Origin of the sequence: Nocardioides jensenii JCM 1364 = NBRC 14755 (assembly GCF_001552535.1) — a bacterium.
Classification (GTDB): Bacteria; Actinomycetota; Actinomycetes; order Propionibacteriales; family Nocardioidaceae; genus Nocardioides; species Nocardioides jensenii.
In genome coordinates, this window is the sequence record NZ_BCRJ01000003.1 from 133,713 (window position 1) to 160,045 (window position 26,333).

Annotated in this window: 18 protein-coding genes; 1 reads left to right on the forward strand and 17 read right to left on the reverse strand. The window is 65.7% G+C overall.

Translation table 11 applies throughout. The features are described from left to right. Nucleotides 1-184 precede the first annotated feature (184 nt). Nucleotides 185-1,873: a pPIWI-associating nuclease domain-containing protein gene (locus NJ4_RS01345; protein WP_157550555.1), complete on the reverse strand. Its 1,689-nt coding sequence runs from the start codon at nt 1,871-1,873 to the stop codon at nt 185-187. Nucleotides 1,874-2,337: 464 nt separating this feature from the next. Here NJ4_RS01345 and NJ4_RS01350 point away from each other — a divergent pair, with 464 nt between their 5' ends. Next, complete coding sequence (locus NJ4_RS01350; protein ID WP_067428983.1) at nt 2,338-5,916, forward strand: NACHT domain-containing protein; 3,579 nt, start codon at nt 2,338-2,340, stop codon at nt 5,914-5,916. Between the two features lie 506 nt (nt 5,917-6,422). Here NJ4_RS01350 and NJ4_RS01355 read toward each other — a convergent pair. From NJ4_RS01355 to NJ4_RS01430, 16 genes are all read right to left on the reverse strand, one after another. Further along, the gene (locus NJ4_RS01355) at nt 6,423-7,118 is read right to left on the reverse strand and encodes a hypothetical protein (protein ID WP_067428985.1); all 696 of its coding nucleotides are present in this window, start codon (nt 7,116-7,118) and stop codon (nt 6,423-6,425) included. Next, nucleotides 7,115-8,581: a type IV secretory system conjugative DNA transfer family protein gene (locus tag NJ4_RS01360; RefSeq protein WP_067429000.1), complete on the reverse strand. Its 1,467-nt coding sequence runs from the start codon at nt 8,579-8,581 to the stop codon at nt 7,115-7,117. Before NJ4_RS01360 ends, NJ4_RS01355 begins: the two co-directional genes overlap by 4 nt. Next, nucleotides 8,578-9,177, reverse strand: coding sequence for a hypothetical protein (locus NJ4_RS01365; RefSeq protein WP_157550557.1), 600 nt, complete (start codon nt 9,175-9,177; stop codon nt 8,578-8,580). Before NJ4_RS01365 ends, NJ4_RS01360 begins: the two co-directional genes overlap by 4 nt. Nucleotides 9,178-9,253: 76 nt before the next feature. After that, nucleotides 9,254-11,635 carry a M23 family metallopeptidase gene (locus tag NJ4_RS01370; protein WP_067429005.1) on the reverse strand — a complete coding sequence of 794 codons (2,382 nt, stop codon included), beginning with the start codon at nt 11,633-11,635 and terminating at the stop codon, nt 9,254-9,256. Between the two features lie 20 nt (nt 11,636-11,655). Beyond that, complete coding sequence (locus tag NJ4_RS01375; RefSeq protein WP_082748066.1) at nt 11,656-13,218, reverse strand: ATP-binding protein; 1,563 nt, start codon at nt 13,216-13,218, stop codon at nt 11,656-11,658. After that, on the reverse strand, nt 13,218-14,723 hold the full coding sequence (locus tag NJ4_RS01380; RefSeq protein ID WP_067429008.1) for an SCO6880 family protein: 1,506 nt from the start codon (nt 14,721-14,723) through the stop codon (nt 13,218-13,220). The genes NJ4_RS01375 and NJ4_RS01380 overlap by 1 nt, the downstream gene beginning before the upstream one ends. A 54-nt stretch (nt 14,724-14,777) precedes the next feature. Next, nucleotides 14,778-16,853: a type IV secretion system protein gene (locus NJ4_RS01385; RefSeq protein ID WP_082748067.1), complete on the reverse strand. Its 2,076-nt coding sequence runs from the start codon at nt 16,851-16,853 to the stop codon at nt 14,778-14,780. After that, nucleotides 16,850-17,605, reverse strand: a complete 756-nt coding sequence (locus NJ4_RS01390; RefSeq protein ID WP_067429013.1) for a hypothetical protein — start codon at nt 17,603-17,605, stop codon at nt 16,850-16,852. The genes NJ4_RS01385 and NJ4_RS01390 overlap by 4 nt, the downstream gene beginning before the upstream one ends. Then, nucleotides 17,605-18,483, reverse strand: coding sequence for a hypothetical protein (locus NJ4_RS01395; RefSeq protein ID WP_067429017.1), 879 nt, complete (start codon nt 18,481-18,483; stop codon nt 17,605-17,607). Before NJ4_RS01395 ends, NJ4_RS01390 begins: the two co-directional genes overlap by 1 nt. Continuing rightward, entirely contained in the window at nt 18,483-18,776 is a 294-nt protein-coding gene (locus tag NJ4_RS01400) for a hypothetical protein (protein WP_067429019.1), read from the reverse strand. Before NJ4_RS01400 ends, NJ4_RS01395 begins: the two co-directional genes overlap by 1 nt. Before the next feature lie 30 nt (nt 18,777-18,806). Beyond that, on the reverse strand, nt 18,807-19,655 hold the full coding sequence (locus tag NJ4_RS01405) for a hypothetical protein (RefSeq protein WP_067429021.1): 849 nt from the start codon (nt 19,653-19,655) through the stop codon (nt 18,807-18,809). Beyond that, on the reverse strand, nt 19,652-19,873 hold the full coding sequence (locus NJ4_RS01410; protein WP_067429023.1) for a hypothetical protein: 222 nt from the start codon (nt 19,871-19,873) through the stop codon (nt 19,652-19,654). Before NJ4_RS01410 ends, NJ4_RS01405 begins: the two co-directional genes overlap by 4 nt. A gap of 61 nt (nt 19,874-19,934) precedes the next feature. Then, nucleotides 19,935-20,888 (reverse strand): hypothetical protein, encoded by a 954-nt coding sequence (locus NJ4_RS01415; RefSeq protein WP_067429025.1) that lies wholly within the window; start codon nt 20,886-20,888, stop codon nt 19,935-19,937. Between the two features lie 423 nt (nt 20,889-21,311). Continuing rightward, entirely contained in the window at nt 21,312-21,785 is a 474-nt protein-coding gene (locus NJ4_RS01420; protein WP_157550561.1) for a hypothetical protein, read from the reverse strand. A 92-nt stretch (nt 21,786-21,877) separates the two neighbouring features. Further along, nucleotides 21,878-25,243, reverse strand: a complete 3,366-nt coding sequence (locus NJ4_RS01425) for a DEAD/DEAH box helicase family protein (RefSeq protein WP_067429034.1) — start codon at nt 25,241-25,243, stop codon at nt 21,878-21,880. Nucleotides 25,244-25,250: 7 nt separating this feature from the next. Further along, the gene (locus NJ4_RS01430) at nt 25,251-26,333 is read right to left on the reverse strand and encodes a PDDEXK family nuclease (protein ID WP_067429036.1); all 1,083 of its coding nucleotides are present in this window, start codon (nt 26,331-26,333) and stop codon (nt 25,251-25,253) included.

Genomic DNA, 26,333 nt, shown 5'->3' on the forward strand with positions numbered 1-26,333 from the left:
TGACACCAGAGGACAATTGATCCGACCGTCGCCTTAGCCCCATTCGCCGCCATTGCACTGAACAGCCGGCCAGCGACACGCAGGTGCCAAAACTCTGCTGAGACGATGAGCTTGGCCAGCCACGTCTCGCCGTGAGTGGCGCGTGTGAACGCCTGGTCGGCCTCAACCCGCAGTGCTCTGGCGGTCAGCCGTCGCCAGGCTCGTACAGCAGTTGGGTGAAAGTCGCCTCGACAGAAACCAGCCATGTGCGCACGAGGCCGACCGTGCCAGTCGACGCGTGCTTGCCGCTTTGAAGGTTCTCGCTGAGATAAGAGACCGAGGCTGTGAGTGCCTTTACTTGCGCCGCAACGACCTTCGCCTGGGTCGGGTTTCGTTCGTACAATGCAGCAGCGATCCGTCCGGAACGTGTCGGCAGACGTTGGCCGTCCTTCTCGTAGACGGCATTCTTCGGTAGGTGTCCGGCAACGAAAAGCTTGAGCACAAGCTCATTGGGCGCGACCGCGCGCAGAGTTCGGTCAATCGCTTCTTGGACTGCGTGAGATGCCATGGACGTCGCTGCCGGGCCGCCCTCCTCGATCTGCCCCCAGGCGCCACGCAACAAGTCCGGGACGTGCGGATCGAGAACTCCGAGGCGGCTGAACAAGATGTCCCTGGCGGCCTCCGGACCAGTGAGCCACGGCTCGACAATCTCAGCCTCGAGGAGCTCGGCTGCGTCGCCGTCGACCACACCGTCGGAGATCATCAGGTCGGCCGCGGCGATTCCGGCGACTCCCCGGCTCGCACGTGAGGCGAAGGTCAACTCCTCGACGTCTGGCGCGGCCGGTAAACCTGCCAAGAGCGCTCGCAGCTCGCGCGTCGGGCGCGCGCTGTGTGCTGGCGCGAGCATCAGGGCTTTGTTCTGTTCGGCGTACCGGCCGACCACTCGGGCGGTCGCTGCATTGATGCCGACGATGTCCCGAAGGAGATCAGGGTTGGCGTTGGGGAGGGCGATCGTGCCAATCAGCGAACGGGCTGTGGCTTCGGAGAGGAGAGACTGCCGCCAGGAAGCCATCATCTTGTCACTGCCGATGAGGTCAGCGATGCCGCTGGTGGCGACCAGCTGCTGCATCGCAAGCGACCGTGCGCGGCCGATGTCGCTGGCCAGAATCCCGTCGGCTATGCGACGAACGGTCTCAGTCTGACCGATGGAGGCGCGGATTCCAGAGATGTAGATCTGACTGGCCATGGCCTTGTTGAAACCTTCAGCGATGTTCTTGTACGGCGCCATGTCGATGTTCGTGGCCGCCAGTGCCTTGGTCGTCTGGCCGAGCGACGCGACCAGATCTACTCGGCCGATCAAGCCGCTGCCCGACGTCTCGGTCATGAGGTTCTTGAGCACGGACGACATCGAGTCCGTGATGTTCAGTCCGGAGGTGACAGAGAAGGCTGCACGTTCGGATGCCGACTTGCCGATCGTCTGGGCAAGTCGCGACTTCAGCAGAGCGTTTGTCTGACCGAAGGCCGCGTCGTCGAGAATGGCCTTGATGGTTGACGAGGCCTGAAGCCCCGCCAGGACGTGCGCCGAGCGCTTCATGCCAAAAGCGCTCGGCAGTGCGGTGCGGGCGAGCATCTCGGTCATTCGTTTCGTCGTAGCCAGCAGGTCCGGCGTCATGGCACCTGCGGCCAGTGCGCGAACAGCGTTGACCGACTCGAGGGCCTGGGGCATGACGGTGTGAGCGGCGGCGTCCGCGGCGCGCTGAGCCGTGCGCTCGAGGGCTGCCCTCTGTTCGACTGTTGGCTCCTCCAGTGCGTCGAGATCGAGTAAAGGAGCAGATTCGCTCGGCGGCCCCGGGCGGGCCGGTCCGCCGTGGGTGTCGTCATCGGTGGCGCTCACTGCTCCTCCTTCCTGCTTCGGTTCTTCCGCCCTCTTCAATATTCTCGCAGGCGCTTCGGACAAGTCGCCGTGCGCGTGTGACTGCCCAAGGGATGACCGCGTGCCGCCAGGCATCGCTGACCAGGCTGACCAGACCCACGCCTGCGAGATATCTGGCGCGCTGCTGGTGACATCTGAGCGCCAGGTTCTCCTGGCCACCCAAAGAGGTTGCCGTCTGGCAACGCTGCTCTTGACCACCTGGAGATGTAAGTAAGGGCGTGGGTCGGCCTTTTAGTCGAAGGCTCGGTGTAGCGCTCGCGGTGGAATGACGCAGATCAAGAGCTCAGCTAACCGTGCAACAGACCCACGTGGGCGGCAGAAGGGTCCTGCTGCAGGCCAGAACGGGATCGGGACGTCGTCGCCGACGAGGCCACGGAATCGGTGAGTGAGGTCCACCCGGTCGCGCTAGTGCCTAGGGTGAGCCCATGAGTTCTGCAGGGCAGGCCAATGAGGCGGGAAGCGTTGCGCGGCGTAACGCGGCCACGTACTTCGGTGTCCACCTTCTTGCGGGCATGCCCATCGCGGCACTCGAGAATTACAAAGCCATCACCCACATCGGGCTCGAGTCATCTGACCCGACTGACGACATAATCCTGACGTTCGACGGCGGAACGTGCGCGTTTGCCTCTTCGAAACGGAAGGTCATCTACGGTTCGCCCTTCACCGATACGGTCGAAGGCTGGGTCGCGCAGCTAGACGAGATTCCCGGTGACGAGGACCTTCTCGTCCTCGTCTGCGAAGAGGCGGCTGAGTGGGTTCGAGACCTGGCAGATGCGCTTACGAAGTTGCGCGCCGGCATCGCGGCGGACAGCCAGAGACACTTGGTTGCGCTCAGTCGACTAGACGCTCATGTTCCCGTCGAAAGACAGGCAGAAGTTCGACGTCGGGCGCGCATCATCGAATTGCCCAGGACGTCGACCAACAATGACGGCCGAACAGTCCTGACGTTGATGATGAACTCTCTCGTAGAGGACAACGCGGGTGCGGGTGCAGTCAGTGCAATTTCGGACAAGGTTCACGAGTGGGCTGGGCGAGGGCTACGGTTCGACGCCGAGAAGTTGGTGGCGGTTATCGCCGAGCGCGACATTGCCGTACGCGCCGACGAGAACGGCCCGGCTGCGGCGCGAGCGGCCGCGGCACGAGCTGCGATAGCTGCCTACTTAGATGCGCTGTCGGCGTCTAACGGTCGCATAGACCTAACTCTTCTGGCCGAGGACCTCGAGCCGATTGTGGTCGAGAATCTCCTAGCCAATGTCCGGGTATCTCGATCATCAAACGAGCGAGCGAGTGAGCGGGACCCACGGATCGTTCTGCGGCGGAACCGGCGAATGCTGATGGTCGGGCAACCAGGCTCGGGAAAGTCGCTCACAATGCGTGAGTTGGCCGGCTGGACTGCTACCGACCCCGACGCACCTACACCTGTTCCGGTGCACCTGCCCGACCTGCTTCCGCTCCACATTGACCACGCGGTGACAACCGAGGACCTTGTCAGGTTGGCTGCCAAACGAGGACCTAGATCTGGTGTCGAGCAGGTTGAACGGTTCCTGATCCGGGCGATTGAGGAAGGCGACGCCGTCCTCCTGCTGGACGGGCTGGATGAATGCAGGGACCGGGCCGCGTGGATGGCTGACCGATTGCGGACTCTGATCGCAAATCTGCACCCGCTCACAGCGGTCGTGGTCGCCACCCGAGGGAGCGCGGTAGTTCCGGCAGAACGTATTGGCTTGCCGCGCGTCGACTTACGTCGTCCTGGCAATCTCGATGCCACCATCGACGCGGTCCTGACCCAGTGCGCCGACGTCCGGATTCCCGAGCCAGAGCATCGAACTGAATGGCTGCAAATTCGACGCGACTGGCTCGAGGATGCCCGAAACAACCAAGCCGGGATGCTGCAAGTCCCGCAGCTTGCGTTACTCCTGACACTGATCATCGGGTCCACGGTTGAACTCGAAGTACCTAAGAAACGTGCCGAGCTCCTCCACGCAGCCGTCCGCGAATCTGTGAAGCGTTGGGAGCACGACCGGTTCAGCGGCACACTCAGCGGTACCTGGGCTCACGACCTGACTCCAGAGATGTTGATCGACGGATTCGTGGGCCTCGGACGACTCCTAGAAGACCGTGTGCCGCCTCCCAGCCACACGGACGCCCTCGCGGCGCTGGCTGACATGCTTGTGGACTCTGACAGGTGGAACCTCGCTCGGGCGAAGGCGAGAGAGATTGCCGTCCAGGTTCTGACCTTCTGGGACACCCACGTAGCAGTGTTCGTCCTCGACGAAGAGGATCGGCTCACGAGTCGCAGCCGAGTCTTCACCGAGGTCGCCACCGCAATGTGGACTAAGACCTGCACTCCCGAAGCCCTCCGCGAATGGGGTACCGAAGCCATCCGTTACTACGACTCCGAAGGAGTCGTAGTACTTGCACTCGGCCTCAACCCTGATCTTGTTGCACTGCTCCTTCAAATAGGCGAGTCGATCACTGAGGCGACTCTGGCCGTCGCAGCGGCGGTCGAAGCGGGCGCAATTGATCTGAACGTCGACCAGTTTGCCTCTCTGCTCGCGCAGTTGGGACGGCATGCCAGCGAGATCGAGAGTGGCGCGAAGAAATTCCCGGAGCGCCAGACTCGCGATGAGCGACCCTTCTTCAAGTGGCTGGTCGCCAGCCGGCACAGTGGACCGACGTCGTGGCCGCTCATCGAAGTGCTGTGCAGGTTGGACCTGGACAAGGAGCAGCGGCAACAGCGCGATCACCTTCTAGCCGGTGTCGCGCTCAAGGCGCCCCATACCGTCACCGTGGCAGCGTGGATAGCATTGGCCGATGCCGAAACCGACGCGCGACCGCTCGCAGATGATGAGGTCGAGGTCGTCGCGGCCGCTCTTGCTCGCGGACTGCCACCAACTGGATCGATGGTCAAGGTGGACGGAGTGCACACCTTCACCGGTGGCGGGCCTTCAGATCCAGGGCTAGGCGACGTAGCGCAGCGTGCCGTTCAGTTCTTGTCCCAACTTCCCGAAAGCGCACCGGAGCAGATCTACCTAATCTCCGACCACATACCTCACCAAGACGCCTACGCCCTCCGAACTTCCTTGGCACAGGAAGGCGTCGACACCTCCCAATGGGCCGCCCCCAGCCCTATCACCGGGTACATCAACTCGCGTCTAGAGCGCGACTTCGAGACCAGACTTCTCGAAGACGTTGCATCATTCGGCGACGCCAGCACACCCCTGGACAAGAACGACCGCTGGTCCCTGCCACACATCTCCGACCTCATCGACGCAACAGGCTATGAAGGCATCTCGCACCCCGACTTCATTGCGGCATTCGACCCAGACGACGCAGAACTGCGGCGATCGTGGCTCCGAGCGCTCGGAAACGCATACGGTATCGACCTAAACCGTGCCGCCGCCGAAGCGGCCGTTGCGCTCGCAGAACCTCTCGATGCGTTCGCCACTCCGCCAGGTTGGTGGCTCATCAGTCACGGCCGATTTGACCCAATCGAACTCCCGGACCAATCGACGCTCAGCGCGGCCGACCAGCAAGCATTACTCGAATGCATGCATGCACAATCGCATTGGATTGCGCACCCCTCGCTATACATTCTCGCGAACGCAACACCAACGTGGGACACCGTCGAGTTCTTCGGGATCGACCGCAGCACTTGGCCACCATACCGCGCATCAGAGTGCTATCTCCTCGGTCTTCTCGTCAGCTCTGAAGGCCCGCACCTAGCCCAGCAGGCCATTGCCTCCGCCGAACCCGCTCGCAGGCACGCACTCGGACGCGCCCTCAAGTTCCGACGAGAACTCGACCAGACCGGCGAGTTCGCGACGCGACTCGGCGCGGACGAAGACATGTGGGTTCGGGAAGGACATGACGCAGGTGAGCCGACGGCGGTCCACTGGACCTGCAGATGGTGCGGGCAGCGGAACGATCCCAATAAAGGCTCGTGCTCCAAGTGCGAATTATCTTCGCGTCCGGTTCCCAAACACGATGAAGAGAAGAATTGACCCCATCCCCAGTTCAAGTTCCGAGGTTCCTGAGGGCTGCGGTCCTGACATCACTTTTTCAAGCCGGGCGTCGTACGGCCCCTCGTGACGTGACCGTGTTGTGGCGCCAAGAAACCCGCCCTGGGTGAGACCATTCGATGCCCAGTCCCTTTCATAAGGTTGGCGGATGAGAGTCACCTGATCCGTTTGCAATTTCCTAGACAGGTCAATTGCTCGCTGCCGATGTGCGACGGGACTAAATATTCGGCGCTAGACACCAGGAGAACTAGTCGGCGTTTCCGTGCGTTCGCAGCGTTCCCCCGACGGGGCGACGTAGCGACGGGTTGCCCTGGATTCCAGTTTGGCGACCGAATCCCAAACCCAGTCGCGATCGCCGGCGGAGTAGCAGGCGTCGAGGTAATCCCGGGCGTGCCCGAACTCTCTCCTGCTCGAGCGCGGATGCTCGCCAAGCGCCTTGCGTGCGAGCTGGGCTCGCCCGATGGCTTCGGAGCGTTCGTGTTGCTCCATCATTCGCGCGGTCCTTTCTCGGTTCGGGTGCGCGGCTCGGTACCGATGGGGTCGTCGTGGATTTCGCCGGTGTCGAGGTCGACCAGGCCGAGGCGGGGCGGGTGTTCTTGCTGTTCGTGGGTGCGTTGGCTCGCGGGGAGCGCGTCGACGTCGAGTGCGTAGGCGTCCTCGCGGCGCTGGGTGTTGGTTTCGGCGATGTGCTCGTTGTGACGCGGTCTGCCCGGCCACCGTTTGTGCTCATCGTCGCAGTGGGCGCGCAGCCGGTTACGCATTCGGTCGGAGAACGCGGGCATGCAGTAGCGGTGCCATTCCTCGAGGGCATCGCTGGTCATGGCCAGGCCGGCACGGCGACGCTGGTCGGCCAGAACCGCGATCTCGTGGACCAAGTGAGGGTGCAGGGGCCAGCAGTTCGGGATGAGTGCCGTGACGTCCCATGTGTATTCGCGGTTGAGCCAGATCACGACGTCGTCGAGCCACTGCCACAGGTCGTGTCGCAGCGTTGGGTCCAGGCAGGTGGCCGGTGCCCAGGGCCGGGGCAGCAGTGCGTGGTTCCCCAAGCCCCTCCGCTCGTCCTCGGTGCCGTTGATGGCCTTGTGGAGCTCTCGGTAGGCCAGGCGGACCTTGTCCCCGGGGACGGGGAAGGGGTAAACCATCGGCGCCGGAATGGCGCGGCCGCTGTGGGCGTCGATGCTCATCGGAGGTCACTCCTGACTGATTCGGACTCGTCGTCGACGAACCCGAGCAGGCGGGCCTCGACCATTGCGGCGGTAGCTCGGGCCTCGAGGCTGATGACCATGCGGCGGTCATTGGTTAAACGCTCTCGTAGCCTCCGCTGGTCGGCCAGCAGCCGCTCCCCCGCTTTGCCCTCCACGCAGCGGTGCAGCTTGGCGATGATGGGCTTGCCGTTCTCGGCCACCACGAGGGCCCGCCGCTCGGACAGTTGGCGGACCTCTTCGGGTCGCATGATGGGAATGTCGTCGCCCTCGTAGCCGCCACCACTACCGCGGTGGGTGCGTCGTCCGATCCGGACCTGGCCAAGCAGGTCGGAGATCTCCTGGTTGAAGGCGACGTCCTTCGAGCCGCCGAACATGATCAGTGCGTTGGTGAGTCCAAGCAGTGCCCGGGCCTCGTGCTCGCCGAAGATGCTGGTCAGCTGTGGACGGGTTTGAGCAGCCCAGATGAATGAGAGGCCCAGGGCACGTTCGTTGGCCATCCGCGTGCGCAGCGTCGGTAGCGGGGCGGTGGAGGGCAACTCGTCTAGCACCGACAGCAGCGGTGGGCACAGGCGACCTCCCCACGGTGAGCTGTTAGCCAGCATCAAGCCGGTGTCCAGCACATGCTCGGCCACTGCGGTCATCAACGGACTGGCCGAGGCGTAGGGGTCTTCACGCCCGAGCATGTAGATGGTTCCCCGTCGGCGGATCACGTCTGCCAGATCGGTAGCCGGGTGACCGTGACTGGGGATGCACCGACGCCGGATGTCGGCCTGGAAGAACAGCGACACGGCCTGTTGCACCGTGGTGATGGTGTTGCCGGCGGTGCGGTCGTCGCCGTGCAGCGCACCGTGGAGGAGGCCGTGCCAGAACGGCTCGGCGTGCGGGTGGCGACGCAGGATCTCCATCGGCTGGCTGGCCGCGCCAGGGTTCGCCACCCACTGCAGCACGTCCTCGAGCGTCTTCCCGGTCAGTGCTGCGGCGTGGAAGTAGCCCTGCAGCACCTTCGCGGACTCGGCGGCGTAGAACCGGGCGGCCTCGTCCCCGGTGCCGCCGTTGATCGCTCCCTTCACGGTGCCGGCGGTGAATGCCTTGGCGCGGCGTTCTGCCACCTTCGAGTCCACGCAGCCGGCGATCGGGTCCCAGATGAGTTCGTCGACGACGCCCTCGGCCAGGCCGAACGGGTCGAGTACGACGCATGGCCTGTCGTCGCGGGACCGCTCGGTGAGGCTGAGCAGGAGGTCCTCCACCTTCGTCAGTGTCACCAGGGCTGCGCCGGGGGCACTGAGCAGTGCCGGGGTGAGCAGGTCGAGGGTTTTGCCGGAGCCCTGCGGGCCGATCACGCCGGCGGTGCGGTCCCATGGCACCCACAGGTCGCCGCCGCGCGGCTCGTGTGCGGCACCGATGCGCCAGCCAACGTCCTTGGGGTCGAACCGCAGCTTCATTGCTTCTCCTTGGTGGTACGGCCGTTGAGTAGCCAGGGACTGAGTCCGTGGCCAAGTTCGGGTCCGGGGTGTTCGCTTGTGTCTGCGGCGGTGCGGTGCACACGTTCCGGGGCGGGTGCGTGCTTGCTGTAGAGGTCGGGTCGGATGAGGCCGGCAACCTTGCGGAGCCGGGTGGCGCCGAGCAGTTTCTCGGCTTCGGCTGCGGTGGCCATGCCGCGCATGCGGCCGGGGCCCCAGCGTTGGTAGGCGTAGACGCCGGCCCAGATCGTGGCCGTCAGCAGCACGATCTCCGTGAGGGCGAGGCTGGTCCACATCAGTCCGCGGCCGGCGAGTTCGTCGGGGGGTGGCATGGGCAGGCCTGCGTCAGCGCCGCCGGTGAGGACGCCGGGCAGGCTGGTCCAGAAGGCGTCCCCGATCGGGGAGGGGAAGGTGCCGGCCGTGGGAACGGGCCAGGTCCACCCGGCACCGGCGAGGAGGTTGGCTACCGAGCGGCCGAACTGGATGCCGATGACGATCACGAACAGGGTCACCAGGATCACCGCGGTGGGGATTTCCCAGGTCCAGGGGTACGGGTCGCGTCGTCGTTCTCTTTGCATGGGCTCTTGCGCCTCCCTTGTCGGGTTCTTGCTGGCTGGTCTCCTATGTCCTGATGAGGGCCGGGAACGATCACACTCACCGGCTGGGGCGGGAGGCGTTCTTGGAGAGCCACGTGGAGGGGTCGCTGTTGTCAGGACCGTAGACAGAGCCGTTCTTCAGGTGGACCTCGAAGTGCAGGTGACAACCAGACACATTGCCTTCGGCACCGACGAGCCCGATCTGTTGGCCTGGTTGCACGGTCTCGCCGCGGCTGACGGTGACCTTTTCCATGTGGGCGTACCAGGTGGTCAACGCATTGGCTCCAGTGGTGACTTTGACCAGCTGCGGGCCTGCCCAAGAACGCTGGGTGGTGTCGATCTCGATGGTGCCGGCGTGGGCGGCGTAGACCGGGGTCCCGCAAGGCGCGGAGAAGTCGGTGCCGGTATGCCACGTGGACCAATAGGAGCCGGTCTCGTGCCAGTTGTGGTTGTCGGCGCCGACGTAGCGGGCCGGCACCGGGTAGACGACCTCGTTGCAGTCGGCACCGTCGAGGCCGGCCGGTTTCACGGAGGCGCCGGGTTTGGCGTTGATGTGGACGTGGTCGTGGTGGTTCTGGGTCGCGTCCCCCCGGTCCTCCATGGGGCGCCACCCCTCTGATGCGCGGGAGACGGACCAGATTCGCTGGTACCAGATGATGTAGTCGATGCCGAGCTCGCGGGCGTGGTCCTTGGCGTAGGTGGCGAGCCGTTCGCCTTGGGCCTTGCCGGCGCTCGTGAGGGGAACCATGAAGTCTCCCGCGAGGCCTGATGGGTGACCTTCGGGATCCCGGGCGCTGGGTCGGTACCCGCCGACGGTCTTGATGTCGAACATGGGCGCAAGGATGTTCACCAGCTTGACCAGCTGGGGTTTGACGTTGCCCAGATGGTAGTCAGTCTTGTTGGTGCCGGAGCCGACGGCGCACCCGGCGCTGGACCCAACGGTGGTGGCGACGACGAGCGGGTGGTCCGAGATCCTGTTGGTCTGAGTGCGCTTGTCGACCCGCGCACTGGCCCAGCTCAGGTTGGCACCGAAAATATGATCAACGGGGGCATCCTTCTTCGATCTCTTGCAGGGGGCGGTCGATCCGCCGAAGGCGTTGGCGAGTGTCGGCGTCAAGATGCAGTGCGAGGCGTTCTGTCCGTCACCGGCGTCGTTGAAGTCGCCAAAGATGACGGTGGGCACACCCGAGGCAGCGACGTCGCGCAGCGTGGCCAGCTCCCGTCGAAGAGCTTCCCTTCGGTGAGCGGCCGCGTTCCCGGCGACGTCTGCAGGGTTGTGGATGCTCCACACCCAGATCACCTGCCCGGCGTTCGGGCTCTCATCGGCTCCGGTGAGCTGAACCAGCGGCATCCCGACGTCCCTGCCGCCGAAGTAGGGGATCTTGACCAGACGCGAGTCGGTCATCTCCCACGCACGGCGATCCCAGATCACCTTGTTCTGTGTGCTGCCGCTGGCCGGGTACATGCCCCACTTGGCGGAGTAGCGGCTCGCCAAGGACTTGGCCTGGGGTGCGTGGACCTCCTGCAGGCCGGCGATCGTCACACCGGTGCTCTCGAGTGCGCTCATCGCACCGGGCAGCCGCTTCTCCCAACTGGCAAAGCCCTTCCTTTGCTTGCCGCCAACGGCCATGTTGTCGGTGTGCCCGGCTCCGAGCAGGTTGAGTGCACCCAGGGTGATCGGGTTGACCGTGTCGGGGTGGCAGTTCTCGGGGGCCGCGTCGTCAGCCGAGCCGTCGTCAGGTAGGTCGGGCAGGTCTCCGCCGAGGAGGTCGGTGATATCGGCTGCGACGCTCTCCCAGGGGGCGTAGGCATCAGGGTGGCCCGAGATCTGGACGGTCTGCGCGGCCTGGGTGAGGGGCGTCTTCTGCCAGCCGGGGATGTCGAGGAGGCCGGGGTTGCTGGTGTGCGTGGCCTTCCCGAAGAAGGCACGGGCGGCGAGGGTGGGGTTGGTGATCTCGGCACGGGTTCCCCAGCCTTGTGATGGGCGCTGCTGGAACAGTCCCCCGGAGTCCCTGTCGCCCCCGGTGAGGTTGACCAGCTTGGATTCTTGGATGGCTGTAGCGATCGCGATCTGCAGCCCGTAGCGGGGCACCTCAAGGTCGCGGGCGACTTGGGCGATGGTGATGGCGTTGCGGGCCTGCTCGGTGGTCAGGGTCGGGTAGTTGGCGGCGAACCGCAGTCGCATCAGCTTCGCGAGGACGTCCCCAGTTTGCCGACCCTGCGAGGCCGCGGTGTGCGCGGCGGGCACCGCGGTGCCGTTCGTGGGAGCGGCCTGTCTGAGGTCCCCCACCTGGCTCGAGGGCTTCCCCGATTCCGGGTTGCCGTCGGTGCGGCATTCGGCGGCCGCCGTGGTGCTCATGAGCACCATCAGGGTGGCCAGGAACGGCATCGCGATCAGGATCATCAGGATGGGTAGCCCGGCGAGCAGCAGCTTCTTCACAGCGACTCAGCCCCGGGCCCTCATCCTGCGGCCTCGATCGCCTCGTTGGTGTAGTAGAGCTGCTTCTCCAGCGGGTGGAGCACGGTCTGGACCTTGTAGGCGGAATCGCCCACACACCACAGCCCACGGCCCTTGTCCTGCATCGCCCACCCGGAGACCCAGTCCTGGGCGATCGGGCCGAGGCCGAGCATGGAGTCGAGTTCGCGCGCCACGCGTGCCTTCTGGCCGCCGAGGATCTTGATGTCGGCCAGCTCGAGCAGATCTTTTGCGATCGCTGCGGCCTGGGAGTCGGCGGCGCCGACCGAGAGGAGGTCGGAGGGTTTGTGGAGGTTGGCGAACTGGATGTCGCCGCCTTCGCCGGCCATGCCGCGCGAGAGGCGCAGGTCGGCGTCGAAGCTCTCGACGGCCGCGAGGCCGAGGCGCATCTGCTTCCAGACCTCGTCGCGTACGACGATGCGGAGGTCTCCGGGTTCGGCGATCTCACGAAGGCCGCGACCCCACGAGTTCATGCACAGCAACGCGATGCCGACGGCTTCATCGCCGAGGCCGTTGAGGCGCGACAGGCTGAATGACTGGATGGGGGCGCGCCAGTCGACGGTGATGTTGGTGAAGTCGTCGAAGAGCCCGGCGAGGGTGCCGGTGACCAGTTCGCCGAGGGCGTTGCGCAGCAGTCGGGTTTCGTCGAGGAACTGGCGAGGGTTGCCGTACTCGCAGGCACGGATGAGGTCCTCGGTGGGGTTTCGGAGCAGGTCCCACAGTCGCGGCATCGTGGTCTCGCGTAGGACTGTGTTCCCGGCGGCGTAGCCGGTGAGGATCGCGAGGGCGTTGCGGACGACGTCGCTCTCGTCGGGTCCGAACGGCACGCGTCGTTGTTCGTCGATCTTCATGCTGCCGACGAGTCCGCGGATGAGGACCAGCCAGCGGTTGAAGATGATCCCGGTACGGCGTCGCTGTTCCTCGGCTGTGAGGTGTTCCCAGCCGTGGCCCAGTGGTCCCATGGCCAGAGGGTTGATCCGCGTGGACATGCCGGGGCCGATGACGAAGGGTTCGACGCCGAGGGCTCGACATAGTCGCTCGTACTCGTCCTTGGGGTCACCCAGGATCAGGGTCCGGTAGCCGAACTCCATCATCCGTAAGCAGAACGCCTTCGTGGTGGCTGACTTGCCGGTGCCGGGCTTGGCGATCTGGAAGATGTTGGAGTTTGTTGCCGGGACGTCGTCGCGCAGCACCCATCCGAAGGGGTCGCAGTAGAACGAGCCGCCCGAGAGCTGGTCGACGCCCATCTGCGCGCCGGTCGGGGGCAGGGCTGGAGCTGAGACGAAGGGCCAGAAGACGGGTGCCTGGTCGCTGGTCATTCGCCAGGCCTGTGCCGGCGCCTTGGCCGGTGACCAGCCGCGGCCGGGGCGGGCTGCGCCGCGGCGCGGCGCGTACTTGAAGACCCGCGACTCCTTCGCTCGTTGGATGGGGGCGGGGATGGTCGGCAGGTCGTGGCCGAAGTCCGACAGCAGTGCCGCCATGTCGCGGCCGGCCTTGGTGCCGCGGCGCACCAGGTGAGAGGTGTTGGCAGGTTTCGTCTGCGGCATCAGGCGTCCCCCGACCTGGTGAGGCTGGTACCCAAGGGGATGGTGGAGGTGGCGAAGCCGGCGTCTTGGGCGAGGTCGAGTCGCAGCGGTGCGAACCCGGCGCGGCGTACCGCGGCGTCGAGTCGTCGGCCGAACTCACTGATGCGCAGCGACTTGGGCACAGTGACGGTGCACACGGCATAGGGGCGGGTGAGGGCGCTGCCGCGGGCCAGTTTGGCGTCCAGTCCTCGAGCCTTGTGGGCCTCGTCGCGTTGCTGGGCGCGGGGCTTGCGGCCGATCTTCTCGTTCATGCCTTCGGCCAGGTCGGCCGCCCACTCGGAGTTCCCGGACTGCCGGTCCGCTTTCGACTGGGACATGATCGGATAGGCCACGACGAACGAGCGTCGTTCGCCGGGCTCACTCGGGGTGAGGATCGGTGCCAGCGCTCCCATCACGACGCCGCGGGTCGGCAACTTTATGGTGGAGCTGATCGAGTTCCAAGCGTCATGGCTGTAGTGCCGCACGGTCGCGTCCGCGCCCGATGCCCCGGCCATTGCCCAGGGAACGTCGGCATTCACCGTTGGATCTGTCTCGCGCAAAGCCAGGGCCTCGACGATGCCGGCACGGTCGCCCGGGGCGAACCCTGTTCGGCAGACCAGTGCGAGTTCGGGGCTGGTCAGCCACCGAACCGTGGTCATCCCCATCGGTCCGCGCAGCTGGGACTCGATTTCGGCCATGAGGAGGTAGATCTCGCGGCAGCGGCCCTCGAGGCCACCGCCGGATTCCTTGGCCGATCGGGCGATTCTGGTCTCCGGGATCACGATCGTCACGAACGTCTCGGTGCGCACCGAGGCCCGGGTCAGTCCCTGGGCGAGGTCACTGTTGACCCGCTCGGAGAGTTCCGGGGCGTCGGGTCGGCGGTGCTTGTTGACCCACAGGTCGCGCTCGGCCCCGTCCTCGGGGACCGTGCGGACGATGAAGAGGATCTCGTCTACCTTCTCGGTGCGTCCGGCGACCTCGATCAGTGTGGCCAGTGCCTCGCCGTAGCGGGTGCGCTCATCGGCGTCCTTCATGCCGATGCCCGGGTGGACGACCGCGGCGGTGACGGCCCAGGTCTTGGTGGCATGGTCCTGGACGACTGCGACGCGTTGCAGGTGCGATCCGTGGGGCGGCCCGTCGTGGATCTGGATGCCCTGCAACATTCCGGGCAGGTCCGGGGTGTCCAGGTTCTCGGCACGGCCACGGGTCGCCTTGGCTCGAAACGACGTCCACCCGAGCAGTCCGCCGACGGCGTACATCGTCGATGCGACCACCCAGCCCGTGGCCGAGCGTCCCCGGACCGGGACCACCGTGATGGCGAACAGGAACAGCCAAACCAGGGCGAACAGCAGCGCGGAGAACCATGCGCCGTGGCTGATCGCCCAGAACGCCGGGAGGCTGGCAAGCCCGAGGAACGTCAGCTGGCCTCCGGAGAGTCCGAAGAACCAGCCGATCCTGTCGCGCTGGTAGTCGGCGTAGGTGGTCATGGATGGGTTCCTTCCATTTCGTCGGTGCCCGGGTCGGACAGTGCGTGGAGCGGGCTAGGCAGGGATCGGTGGGATTCCCCCGGCCGCCGTACCTCCGCCGGCGCCGCCGGCAGCTCCTCCTCCGCCTCCAGCCGGTGCTGGTGGCTTGGGTGCGCCGCCGCTCTGTGGATCGCCCCCTTGTCCGCCGGAGCTGCCACCGGCACCTCCCCCGGTGGGGAGAGTGGGAGGCGTGGGCGGCGCGGGAGGCATCGGCGGGTTGCCGTCTTCGCCGCCCTGCTGGCTCGAACTGCCTCCGGACTGATCACTGGACTGATCGCCGTCGGACTGGTCTTTGGGGTGGCCACCGGACTGTCTGCCGCCCAGTCCGCTGAAGTCGGGGCCGTAGGTGCTCTGCCCGACACCGGTCTGGTTGGTCTCATCCGACATGAGTGAGGTGCCCTTCGCGCCGGCACTGTTGATCATTCCCATGCCGGCGGACATGGCCTGGCCGACCCCACCAAAGTTGCCCAGGAAGCCCTGGGTCGACTTGTTGAACCTGTCGTCTGTGGACGTCTCGGCGCTCTGTTCGCCGCCCGACTTGCCGCTGGGAGACATGGCGGAAGCAGCCGAGGAGCCGCCGGCGGCACCGCCACCCCCGAGCAGGCCCTGGAGGCCGCCCTGGATCGCCATGCCCTGCCGAAACGACGCACCCGAAGGAGTGCCCGGGTCCACGAAGGCCAACAGCTTGAACAGTGACAACGGCGCGACCACGCTGACCAGGATCGTCATCACTGCCGGCAGGGCGGTGCCGAATGCTTTCGCGGTGTCCTCGGCGAGGTGCGCGGCGACACCGTTGGCGAACTGCACGCCGATGCCGAGCACCATCACCATCAGCACCGGTGTGAACGCCGCGGCATGGAACCATCGCAGGCTCTTCCAGAACCAGGAGCGGGTGAACTCCGAGACCAGTCCGGCCGCCGAGAGGGGGCCCGTGGCCGTCAGGACCAGAAGTGATGCCGCGCGGGCAAGGTAGACGAGGAGGTGTCCGATCGCGGCCAGCCACAAGAAGATCCCGAGGAAGGCCAGGGCGGTAGCCACGCTCGCATCGGCGAGGTCGTCGGTACCGAGGCCTCCCAGGGGGTCCCAATCTGGCCAGGTCTGCACCTTGAGCAGTGACTTCATCAGTGCACGGGTCAGGGCACCGCAGGCCGCGACGATGGTGACGCAATATCCGAACCAGCACGCGCAGACCACGACGAACTGGCCCGCGCCGATAAAGGCACGCGCAAGGCCTTTGCTTTCGCGTTTGAACGCGGCGGCACCGAGCTGGACCATCGCCAAGATCACCACCAGGGCCAGGGCCAGCCACAGGGTGAAGGCGAAGACGTCCCGGCCTGGCCCGTCGGCGCTCAGGTCGGGGGTCAAGAACAGTTCGCTGAACGTGAGCACGATGCGCAGCACGAACAGCCCGCTGTTCCAGATCGCGAGCATGGCCGCGGTCCACGCATCGGCCGCGGCCTTGGCGATGATGTCGCCGATGACCTCGAAGGGGTTCGGGATGTCGCCCAGGCCGGGGATTCCTGAGCCGAACAGGTCGCCGAGATTGGGGACTCCGGGCAGCCCGGGAACGGCGGGGAGGCCGAGCCCGGGTCCGGGGACCTTGTCGCAGAGGGCGGCCAGGATGCCGCACCCGCCGATGGGGTTGGCGTCCTTCAGTGCCTTTGCGCAACCGCCGAGGCTGGGGTTAGTTGCGCACTCCTTGAGATCGCCGAGCCTCTTCCCCACGTCATCCGTGACATCCGTCGCTGCGTCTTTGCCGCATTCGATCGGGCTGCCGACACAGTCCTTGATGTCGCCGGCTGTGTCCTTGAGGTCGCCGCCGAACTTCTTCCCGACATCGCAGACGGCGTCGGGGCCGATGCATCCCATCTTGAGGTTGCGAGCTGTGAGCCGGCCTTGGCTGGCCGCGCTGGCGGGAGCCTCTGCGGGCGCGGCCGCCGTCGAGGTCATCTCCGAGGTATGCGTTGGTGCTGCCGCGGCCGGCGCACCCAGGGTCGCTGCGGCAGTGCCGAGCAACACCGTGAGCAGCAGCATCGTTAGACCTCCCACGCCGGCGCGCAGGAGGCGGTGACCGATGGGGTGCCCGGTCATTGGGGGGCTCCGTTGATCCGTACCCAGCCCGCCTGCTTGAACTCTGGGGTGTCGGGGGCGACTGCCTGCGGTTGGCCGGCTGCAACGAGCTGCTCGATGTCCTGGGTGCTGCCCGCAACCAGTCGCCAGTCACCGTCGATCCACCGCATGAGCTGCGTGCCGGCATAGAGGTCGTCCTTGACCTCTGCGTCGGCGGTGGTGAGGGTGACGTAGCTGAGCAGGTTCACCGCGTAGTAGCCGGTCTCCAGTTCCTCGAGGGTGTAGGCGATCGGGGTGACGGCGTACGACGCGGGTGCGGGCACCTCGCCCTCTACCGGGACGCCGGCCTGCTGACGGCGGAGTTGGACGGCGTCGCGGGAGCGTTGCTCGAAGAGGGCCTTGTCGTTGGCGTCGGCGTAGAGGTCCGCGACGGTGGTTGCTTGGTCGTAGTCGAATCCGACCTGTGCCTTGGCGACTTCGACTTGCAGCGCCACTGCTCCGAGGTCGGTCTGCGGGAACCCGGTCGGGTGGCCGTTGACCTGGTCGGTTCCCGTGGGGATGACCACTCCGTCGGTGGGTGTAGTGGCCGGGGCCACCTGCTCGACGTCGGCTGGTGGCTGGGTGGGGGCGGAGGAGTCGTCGGCCTTGGCGTTGTCGTCGCGGCCGCTGGCGCCGAGCCAGACTGCGGTGGCCACCAGGACGGCGATCAGCACCAGGACACCGATCCGTGCCAGCTGGCCTCGTGATGGGTTGTCTGTGGTCAGGGTCTTCATCAGTTGTCCCCTTCGGAGTAGTTGGGGTCGGTGGTGTTGTCGGTTGACCAGGTGCGCCAGCTGGCCTCGTTGGCCAGTGCGGTTCCTGGCCACGTCGCGGGCCCGGGTGCTGGCGGGACACCGGGGGCGAGCATCCAGCGGCCGCCGACCCATTGCATGCGCTCGCAGTGGGCGAAGGCGATCTGGCCCTCTTGTTTGTAGGTGGCGGTGACCTTCATCAGCACGCAGACGACTGCCCAGTCGGGGCCATCGGTGCCCTTCACCAGAGCAGCGGCCGGCTCGAGGGTGATCGAGGCGCTGGGGTCCTTCACCTCTCCCATCCCGGTGCTGGAGAGGAACGCTCGGACGCTCGCTGTGATCCACCAGTCCTCGGAGCTGACCCCTCCGGGCAGCGACCATGTTCTGTGAACCTCTTGTGCGGTCGTCAGGCTCATGGACTGCAGCACCGCGAGGTCGATCTGTGCCAGCTGCCCGATCGCACCTTCGGGGGTGTGGGGGAAGCCGGTCATCACGAACCCCGGGCCCGTGGCCCCGGTTCCGCCCGGGATCTTGATCGACGGGGCGGTTTCACTGGCTGGATCGGCCGGGAGGGCGGCGCTCTCTGGGACACTCAGCATCGGCTCTGCGGCGATCTCATCGCGGTGGGCGATGCCCTGGGCGACGGTCGAGTGCTCGGTCTCTCCCGCGGTCGTTTGTGGGGACGCGTTGGCGTCGTCTCCGATGCTGGTGACGCCCAGGTAGATGGCATAGACGATCCCGACGAGCAGGAGCGCAGCCACGACACCCGCAGAGGCGAGGATCCCGAGCAGCCGGCCTCGGCCCCACTCGGTGCTGCCCTCGGCGTCCTGTGCGGACTTCTTCGTGGCTGCGCGGCGCATCAGATGCAGCCCTTGCCGAGGATGCCATTGAGCATGCCGGGAAGGACCAGGTAGGCGATCGCGCAGGCGAACACGACCACGAGGGAGATGACGCCGACCTTGGAGGCGTGCGAAAGGGAGAACACCCTGCCGGCGATGATCGCGCCGATGCCGACGACCAGGGCGATGCCAAAGAGCCAGATCACGCCCCACAGGATGTAGCTGGTGATCTCGCTGGTGGGTGCTGTGGCACCGGGGGGTGCCTTCGGGCACACCTTGGCGGCCATCACGGTGGTTGCGTTCATGAGGTCCATGCGCGGACTTCCCTTCTGGGTGGTCAGGTGTCAGGTGGGTGCGTTGTCGGTGGACAGGTGTGCGGGTTCGAGCAGCAGGCGTGCTGCCGAAATCAGGTGGGGTGGCACAGGGCGCGAGTCCAGGCCGTTGACTGCGAGTTCGCGGTCCTCGGGGATCTCGACGCACCGGTCCTGAGCCAGGGCGCGGTGTGTGGCCGCCCCTCCGGCGTGCTCCAGTCCGCGCGGCCACTTCTTGCGGCGCGGGCCGCGGACGGCGAGGGTGATCTGTTCGGGTTGCCAGTGGCTGGCGAGCATGTCCATCGCGACCGCCAGTCGGCGCATCCCCGGGATGGTCGCTGTGGTGACCACGACGACTTGGTTTGCGGTGCGGACTGCATCGGCGAGCCAGCAGTCGGTACCCAGCAGTTGCCCGACCTCCCACCCCACGTCGAGGATCGTCAGCTGGTTCTCGTGCACAGCATCGGTCGGCACGGGCACGTGGTCGACGGCGGCCAGGATCTCGCTGGCCCGCTCGAGCACGACATGGTCGCGTTTGCCTTGGCGCCACCGGTCCGCGTGCAGACCGAGTTCCGCAGTGCTTGCCGCAGTGAGGCCCGAAGTGCTCACAGAGCAGCACTCGAGGATGCGCACCGGCGACACGGCCGCGAGCCCGGCAGCGAGGGCGACAGTGCTGGCGCCAGCGGAACCAATTGCTCCGAGTACCGCGATGGTGTGTTCGCCGGTGGCCCGGGACCAGACTTCCAACTCGTCGGTGGTCACCCGGCCCCGTGGCTTGCTGATAACGCGATGGCCGGTGCGGAAGTCGCCCGCGTTGACGGCCTGCCATGCACGCTTGAGCTCGTCGACACCAACCGGCCTCGTTGCGGCCTGGGTGCTCACTGGGCCTCCCCCACGCCAGACCAGCGGAACTCCAATGCCGCGCGCACCTCGTCCGGTGTGAGGCCGGCCAGGTCTCGCTTGGCGGCCTGCACGACGTAGAGCTGCTCGACGCAGCCGGTGAGTTGAGTGATCGCGTCGGTCTCGCGGCCAGCGATCGTGAACAGCTCGGCAATCTGTGCCGGCGTCCTGGGGGCTTCGTCGTTCTGGTTATTTGTCATGGGCTTCACCACCTCCAGTCGCCTATGTGTCGAGGGGTGCCGGGAGCGATCATTGGTCCGTTCATTCGTCATGGCCGAACTTCCCCGGCGCGGCCACGGCGAGCGCACGTATGCTGCGCTTTCCGTGGCGGCGGACGGTGGCCTCGGCAACTCCGACGCGAGGTGCGACCCGCTTCGAGAGCTCGTCGCTCAGTAAGCCCCCATAGCCGCGGGTCAGATTGCGGGTCTTGACCCGGTCGGCTTCATCGACCAGGCACAGCAGCAGGTAACGGTCGTTAAGGCTGATGACGTTGCACTCGCACGCCCAGGCGAGCAGCTGGAGGAGTTCCTCAGCGGCCTCCGGCTCCTCATCGGGGCCGGAGCTGTCGGCGAGGATGCCGGGCCGGTGGTGCAGTGCCCCGGCGGCTCGTTCGGTTGGCATTTCGCCGATGCTGCGTGCACCGCTTCCGCGGTCAGCTGGGTCGCCGGCCGAGAAGGATTCGACGAGGGTCGTGTTGGCCCAGGTGCGGTCGGCTCGGGAGACGTGGAAGAAGTCGCCGACCTCGCGCAGCACCCCAACACGGGTGTTGGCCAGGATATTGGCAGCTACCTTCCGCAGCCGGCGCCAAGGGAAGGTGCGCGCCTCGATCCACAGTTGGGAGGCCACCAGTTCGTCGATGCGCTCAACCGCCGACCAACCGCCGGCTTGGACCGGTTGGCTGTCGCGGAAGACCTCCTTCGGTGGCATCCTGCTCAGCCAGCCGGCGAGCCTGCAGGCACCCGGGAGCAGGCACTTGGCGAGCGCGGCTGTCGCCGCGATGTCGTCGCCGCCGTCCGGCGCGGCCAGCATCGCCAAGGCCAGGAGTACCTCGTCGGCCACCTCCGGGTCCGCCGAGGGCAGCCACGCGCGAAGGTCATCGAACTCCGCGACGACGGCGAGGCGCGAATCCGCATCCACCCATGTGCCCCACTTGCTGCGGGCCTGGTCGAGCAGTCCGCTGTTGTCGTCGAGGTTCAACTGATCGCCAACACTCATCGCACGCGCTCCTTTCATCCGTGGTTGATCACGGCAAGAAAGGTCGCGTCCACACGTCCCCGCACCCGTCCCCCCTAACGCCCGATTTGAAGGGGGGACGCAGGGAGGGACGCCCGTTTGTGCAGGTCAGAGGGCGTCCCCCCGAAAGTTCAGAAGACTTCGGATTTGACCCTGTTCGGCATCTACTGTCGAGAGGCACTGAAGATTGACAAACCGTTGTCATTGTCAAGGTCTACTCGGTCAGTCGACTTTGGTGCCTGCAAAGTAGCGGCGTGAATGAAGCCGGTAGTTGCGGTGGCCGGGTTCCGGACGTCGGGCACAAGAGGCTGACACCCGTTGACCGGGCATGAGGTGGTGAGGGGCGCAGCGGGGACCGGAATCGACTAGCCTGGCGAAGCTTCGTGGCATTGGATCGGGAGTCGCTCAACCTTCTTCCAAGAGCGACTTGGAACGGTCGAGTTCCGCTCGCAGGAGTTGGGCGCGAAGTCGTTGCCCGGTCAGTACCGGGCTGCCCTCGTCATTTGCTTCCATCTGTGCCACGAACGCGTCCAGCACATCGACCGCGTCTCGAGTCATTGTCTGGAGTGTGGCGGCTGTGACTTCGAAGGACTGCAGTTCGTCAAGGTTGGCCGGCACGCGGTCGTGTCCGAAATGCATCACGTACTTGCTGGCGCGGTGCCAGTAATCCGTGAGTCGCTCTGCCGAATGAGTCGACGGCGCAGTCCACCCCTCGACGCCGAATTGTGCTGGCCCGAAGTCCAGCGTGTTCGTCTTTCGAGTGAGGAACTCAGCGATCAGGCGGATGTGTACGTAGAAGGCGTCCAGCATCGCCAGGGCCGGGAGCAGGTCATCACTGTCCTGCGCAGTTTGGTAGCGGTCTGAGATCTCGGCGAGCATGCGCATCGAGTACGCCAACTGGTAGGCGTACCGCATCTCAGGTGAGTTCACTCGGTTCTCGAAGGAAGCCGCCATCACTCACGGTCCAATGATCAAGCGACACCGCTTGGCATTGCGTGAGCGTTGACGTCGCGGAGGATGTCGACGATGACCTCGAAGTCGCTGGGGAAGATGACGTCGACGTGGCCGTGGTCCACGTACGGCGACTCGTAGAGGCGCGCTGGCTCCATGATGCCGTTGGCGGTGAGCTCGTCGACGATGAGCGAGACGAATCGGACCTGCTCGACGGAGAACTCCGACTCATCGAGGAACGCTCCGAATGCCTCGGCGGCGGCAGCCCGGTCGAGGCCGACCAAGGAGCGGATGAACGGGCCGAGGGCCCCAGCGCGCTCGGTGACCCACGCGAGGTCGACTTGCTGGTCGCCACTGGAGGCGACAAGCATGCCGGAGAGGGCATCGAGGTCCTCGGGGGTCAGTTGCTTGTTGCGGCGCAGTCGCTGCAGCGCGACGTGGTCCTCGTGTTCCTTCAGGTAGGCCTGTGCCTTGGCGCGGAATCTCTCCCAGTTCATGCCGGAGGTGACTTGCGGAAGGTCGATGAGGGTCGACTCCTCCAGGGTGTCCTCGAAGTCGGTGTAGACGGGGTTCTGCTTGGTCTTCTCGACGAAGCGAACCAGGCCGCGGATCCGCTGACGCATCACCTCGAGCATGGGCAGGGTGACGTCCACCCACCACTCGTCGCCGGCTACCTCGTCGAGCAACACCAGCTGTTCGGCCACCGAGGGAATGGCCTTCTTCGGCAGAAGAGCAGCGGCGATGGCCTGGACGGTCTCACGGATCCGCTCGGCGGCAACAGCGTCCCCCTCCAGCTGAGCGAGCTGACGGCGCAGCACGAGCAGGTCAAACCTCTTCGCGTCCTCGTCGGGATCGCGCACAGTCGACGGCAGACCAGCGAGGTGCCCCAGGATCTCGGAGGCGTCCTCCTTCGTCACCGTTGCCCACCGGTCGGCCGAGGACCAGGTCTCCACCTGCTGCCGATGGGCACGCACGAGGAAGTTGTCGAGGTTCATCCCGGCGATGATCTCGTGCAGCCAGGCCGTATTGGCGTCGCGCAGGGGCTTCTCGACGGCCGCGTGATCGAGGGCGAGCACAAGTCCGAGGCGGGATTCGAAGAGGCGCTGGGTGAGCGACTTCTGGTGCGAACCTTCGGAGCCGGGCAGATCCTGGCCGAAGTAGTCGAGGTTGCCGCAGAAGTCGAAGACGAAGAAGTCCTTCTTGTCTTCGCCGAGGCCGAACAGGTCTGGGCGCAGTCGGGTGCCGCGGCCGATCATCTGCCAGAACTTCGACTTCGACCGCACCATCTTGAAGAACACCAGGTTGACGACGTCAGGCACGTCGATGCCGGTGTCGAGCATGTCGACGCTGATGGCGATGTGTGGCGGCTTCTCGGGTTGCGAGAAGCTGTCGATCAGGCTCTGGGCGTACGTCGCCGCGTGGGTGATCACGCGCGCGAACTCACCGCCGTACTCGGGGTAGGCGATGTTGAAGCGCTTCTCGATGAACTCGGCATGGGCCTGGTTCTTGGCGAAGATGATTGTCTTGCCCAGACGGTCGCCGCCGGCAACCTTGTAGCCGTCGGTCATTAGGGTGGCGAGCACCTTGTCGACAGTGTCCTCGTTGAAGAGGAAGCGGTTCAGCTCCTCGGAGTCGATCGCCTCGGGCGGGCCGTCGTCGCCCCAGTCGAGGGCGTCCCACTCGTCCTTCTCCTCATCGGAGAGTTCGTCATAGCGGATGCCCTGCCGCAGGAACTTGGTGCCCACCGAGACACCGAACGGCGGCACCAGGAAGCCGTCACCGACCGCCTCGTCGAGGCCGTAGGCGTCGGTCGGTACGCCGTCCTCGAGGTAGAAGAGCCGGTATGTGTTGTGGTCGACCTCGTCCTTGGGGGTCGCGGTGAGCCCGACCAGATATGCGTCGGACCAGTCGAAGATCGCGCCGTACTTCTTGTAGACCGACCGGTGTGCCTCGTCGATCACGATGAGGTCGAAGTGTCCCGGTCCGAACCTTCGACTTCCACCGTCGACGTCATTGATGAGGTTCATGATCGTCGGGTACGTCGAGGCGTAGACCCGTCCGTCGGTGGTCTTCTCCGTCACGAGATTGACGGTGGTCACTGAAGGCAAGTGGGTCTTGAACGCATTGACCGCCTGGTTGACCAAGGCCGTGCGGTCGGCGAGGAAGAGCACCCGCTTGACCCAGTTGGACTTCATCAACTGGTCGACCAGGGCGATGACGGTGCGCGTCTTGCCAGCGCCCGTTGCCATCACGAGCAGGGCCTCCCGCTCGCGCTTGTCGAAGGCTGAGCCGATCGCCTTGATCGCGCGGGTCTGGTAGTAGCGTTCGACGATGGTGCCGTCGATCGCCGCGCCAGCGAGTGGCAGCCGGGTCTGCCTCCGCTGGACCATCAGCTCGAGCTCGTCGCGGGTGTAGAACCCCTGCACCTCTCGGGGTGAGTATCCCGAGCTGCCGAAAGCGGCGTCGTCCCAGACCCAGTGCTGGTAGCCGTTGCTGTAGAAGATCACCGGTCGTCGGCCGAACTCGGCCTGCAGGCAATCGGCGTACAGCTTCGCTTGCTGCTGACCCACCTGGGGGCTCTTGGTCGTACGCTTTGCCTCCACCACCGCGAGGGGCAGCCCGTCAGCGCCCCACAGCACGTAGTCGACGAACCCCTTGCCCTCGTTGTTCGGCATGCCCACGACTGGGTACTCACGATCACGCTCTCGATCGAGGGGCCAGCCAGACTCAGCAAGGAGCACGTCAATGATGAACCGCCGGGTCTCGGCCTCGGAGTAGTCATGGTCATCCGGTCTGGTGTTCGCTGTCTGCGCGGCGGCGATCTGTGCCTTGAGCGCAGCAATCTCGGCATCTTTGGTAGCCGACAGGTCGTCGCGCTCGGCCAATGCCTTGGCGTGGGCGTCGTCCTGCGCCTTGAACTTGGCCGCCAGTTTCACCAGCTCGTCGCGTGAGAGCGGTGCGAGTTTGGCCGCGAGCGCGGGGTCGAACTGGCCGCCGGTCGGCACCGCCGCGGGGTCTGTCGAGTGGTGGTACGCCGCGAACACCATCACGTGGAACAGCTCGCGCAGCACCTGGAGTGCCGTCTGTGGCTGGATCGCGCGGCCCTCGTGGGCCGCGGCGTTGCCCAGACGGCGGATGAGATTGAGCTTCGCGACGATGCCGATGCCGACCTTTGCCTTGAAGGCTGCGTCGTTGATCCGGGCGGCGAGGTCGTCCTGATAGGGCACCTGGAGCCCCATCACGTCGTACAGGTGTCGCACCAGCTGCTCGATCGCCCTCCGGCTGTAGAAGCAGGCGGCGGCCGGGTCGCTCGACAGGTACGATTCCCCGCGCACGCAGTCGGCATGCACCGAAGGAAGAGTCTTGGCGAAGACGAAGTTGCTCATACCCCGCTCACTCACCCTCATCGCCGAGGTCGAAGTGCGCAGTCAGCCTCTCGAGCGTGAACTCCTGTCGGAGCTTGCAGGCACTGTGCTGACTCGCGAACATGCCCTTCTCCCAGAACCCAGCCTCGAGGGGACGGGCGTCAATCCATTCCACGGGCACAACCCACTCGGCGGTGTCATCGTGTCGGCCCGGATCGCTCGAGTACGTTCCTTGCACTGCTTGAGTGGCGAGCGGCAACCAGTTGCCGTCCACGTGGACCTCGGCGTCCTCGAAGCGAGATGCCGGCGCCAAGACTCGGCCCACGGCGACGTAGCGCATCGGGGGAACGTTGACCCATATGCGGGCGTCCTTCGGCAGCGACCGCATGGCCTGCGACCACATCTTCCCTCCGCCACCCGACACGAATCCGAACTGGCGTGCGTCGTCCCACACGCGCTCACCACCAGCGAAGGAGATGTACCAGTCCTTGCCATTCCAGGCCGCGCGCTTGCTCTTCTTGCTTCCCGTGGTCGCGGTCGGTGTCTCGTCGTCCGACGCAGTAAGCCAGGAGCGGGCCAGGTAGCGACGCCCGTCGTCCTCGAGATAGGAGAAGAAGGCCGCGTTGACCGGAACACCGAAGTCGCGAAGGTAGTTGACGATGCGCTCCGAGCTGGCATCGAGCTCGGCAGCCACGATGGTGAGACTCAGATCCCCGTTGAGCTCGTCGGGCGGTGCACTGCCGAAGACGTCCTCGAACGCGGCCTCGAACGGCTGGTCGAGGTGCTTGGTGGCAATGTCGATGATGTCGTCGCGTGACAGTGTCGAGGCCCACGAGCCGTAGTCAAGCACCTGGGCGACGACCTCTCGTGGCGTCTTGTCGCGCTTGAGTTCCAACAGATTGAGATTGCCGTCGGCGTCGATTGCCAGCAGGTCGAGCCGTGACCCGTACGGCGTGATCACCTCACTGCCAATGACCAGAAGCCGCTCGCCGAGCAGCGACGGGTCGCGCTTCAAGAACTCGTGCAGATCCTTCTCCGCCGGGAGCACCGACGTCGTCAGCGGCTTCGGCTCATCGCCATCGATGCGCCACATCCTCATCTCAACGGGCAT